A 2,350-nucleotide genomic window follows, 5' to 3' on the forward strand; every position below is an offset into this window, starting at 1 on the left:
TTCACATATTTTCTTCAAAACCACTTTTTGCCATCTTCTATGAACGAAAAACATGATATCCTGCTCACATTGCCGCAAACTAGCAAATTTTCTCCTGTAATTCTGTTTTATCTAATCGATGTAGTTGCTCCTTCTCCTCCATTGGTTTGGATCAGACCTCTTGTTATTGGTGTTTACAATAATCATTTTGAAAATGCAGTCTGTTTTTCTAGAGTAAAAAAAGAGGGTTGGTCTGGGTTGTAATATACGAGGTTTGATACAGATCCTGCAAATCTTCTGATTCTGATTTCAGCCCTTATCCCTCTACCCCCGTTCTGTTCAACTCACAGTAGAGATTAATTCCCTGACATCAATCCAGATTACCAGTTCTTTTCTGCTTTCTCCACGCTCTCCAACTTCTTTCTTAATAACCCCTAGGATATGCCCTCCATCATCGGCCCCTCCGTTTGTTGCCTGATCGATATCTTTTACCGGAACAGTCAGCACCGAGGTTACTTCATCAACAACAATACCGGTTTTCTGCGAAGATACAGTGTCATCCATGACAATAAACCGGAGATCTGCAGTTGACACATCTTTTGCTGCTTTTATCCTGAGTAACTGACGAAGGTCAATAATGGTAGTAATCTCGCCACGAAGATCAATTATCCCTCTCACATGGGATGGTGCATGAGGAAGAGGAGTGATCTTTGAAGCCTCTACGATCTCCCGTACATCAAACAGGTTGACTGCAAATTTATCTTCTCCAATGATAAACTCAACAACCTGTACTTCATCTTCCTTTGCTTCCTTTCCTGACTGTGCTTTGATATTTCCAAGTTCCATTTTCGCTCCTAAATCCTGAATTTTGTCATCTCTCTAGAGACAACATCCGCAATCCCACTCACGTTCCCGACCACTTTGGCAATCTGCTCAATAGAAGCCGATGCTTCTTCAGTGGCAGCTGCTGCATCTCCTGCTTCCTTTGAAGTGTTCTGGATAAGACTGCTCACTTCATTGATACTAGCGGTAACTTCCTCAACTGATGCAGCCTGTTCTTCTGATGAAGATGCCACATCTGTTGCATTCCGTGTGATATCATCAATTGATGTTGCAATCTGATTAAACGCTCCCAGGGTTTCAAGAAGAGTTGAACTGCCAGTCTCTACCGTCTTGCCAGCCTGACTCATTGCTGCATTTGCCATATTAGCCTTATTCTGCAGATCAGTAATCATATCAGCAATATTTTCAGCAGAACTGCGGGAATCCTGAGCCAGGGATTTAACTTCAGCTGCAACAACGGCAAATCCACGTCCGGCTTCACCTGCCCGTGCTGCTTCAATTGCTGCGTTCAGGGCAAGGAGGTTGGTCTGGTTTGCGATATCTGATATGAGACGGACAATCTTCCCAATCTCCTCCATCTTTTGATTAATATCTTTCACAATCTGATCAGCCTCTGCAGATGAGCGTTTAATCTCATTCATTGCGGTTTCTGATTTTTTAGCGAGTTCGACCCCGGTTTTAGCAAAGTTGTTAGCCTGGGTTGCTGTGACCGAGACACGTTCTGCCTTTCTTGATACTTCAGTAACCGTAATATTGAGGTCTTCCATTGCTTTGAGCACCTGAATGATCCCATCTTCTCCCTTCAGTGAGTTACTGCTGACTTCTCCGGTACTTCTTGCAATCTGTTGTGCACCAGCTGATACCTCCTCAATACTTGCTGTTGCCTCTTCTGAATTTGAGGCAAGGTCCATCACCTGTTTATTGATAACTCTGACAGCCTCTGATACCTGAATCCCAATATCATTAAGAGCATCTTTGAATGCAATCCAATCTCCAGATGCCTCGATAGAGGTGTCAACCCGGGCAGTAAAGTTTGAGTTTGCATATTCTTTTGAAACCCGCAGTGCTTCGTTGACCGGAAGGATAACACTATCCAGCGTTTCATTAAATCCTTCCACAATCTTACGATAATCGCCGTGATGCCTGGTTGCATCAGCACGGACCTCTAATTTACCAGCAACTCCGGCCTCTGAAAGCAAAAGGGCATCTGAAACAAGAAGTTTGACTGCATCATTGACCTGATCCAGTTTCTTATTGATCTGGACAAATTTTTCATGTACATCCCTGGTATACTGATCGGCATCGGTGACGACAGTCTGAAGGTTTGTATCCCCCTTACTGAGTTTGCTCAGGTTTTCACCAATCTTCATTATCTCATTTTTGAGATAATCTGATAATCTGACTGAAGCAGTCTGATCCTGGATAAATTCAAACGCACCAATTATTTTCCCGGTTTTGTCCCTGATAGGGAGGCCAGTATATTCAATTTCAAGATCGCAGCCTACCGGCCGGGCATGAGTCTGACTGG

3 protein-coding genes are annotated in these 2,350 nt (G+C 43.6%); 1 reads left to right on the plus strand and 2 read right to left on the minus strand.

All coding sequences use genetic code 11. The features are described 5' to 3' along the window. A partial coding sequence (locus tag VN429_RS09640) for a hypothetical protein (RefSeq protein ID WP_325632659.1) occupies nucleotides 1–243 on the plus strand: 243 nt, incomplete at its 5' end. Between the two features lie 75 nt (nucleotides 244–318). Here VN429_RS09640 and VN429_RS09645 read toward each other — a convergent pair. Further along, nucleotides 319–825: a chemotaxis protein CheW gene (locus VN429_RS09645; RefSeq protein ID WP_325632662.1), complete on the minus strand. Its 507-nt coding sequence runs from the start codon at nucleotides 823–825 to the stop codon at nucleotides 319–321. Nucleotides 826–833: 8 nt separating this feature from the next. Further along, a partial coding sequence (locus VN429_RS09650) for a methyl-accepting chemotaxis protein (protein ID WP_325632665.1) occupies nucleotides 834–2,350 on the minus strand: 1,517 nt, incomplete at its 5' end.

The sequence above is a fragment of the Methanospirillum sp. genome, assembly GCF_035560735.1.
In the GTDB taxonomy this organism is placed as follows: Archaea; Halobacteriota; Methanomicrobia; order Methanomicrobiales; family Methanospirillaceae; genus Methanospirillum.

What these genes read in the sequence shown, in the direction of transcription:
- VN429_RS09645 (WP_325632662.1), bottom strand. Translation starts at nt 825, where the DNA reads ATGGAACTTGGAAATATCAAAGCACAGTCAGGAAAGGAAGCAAAGGAA.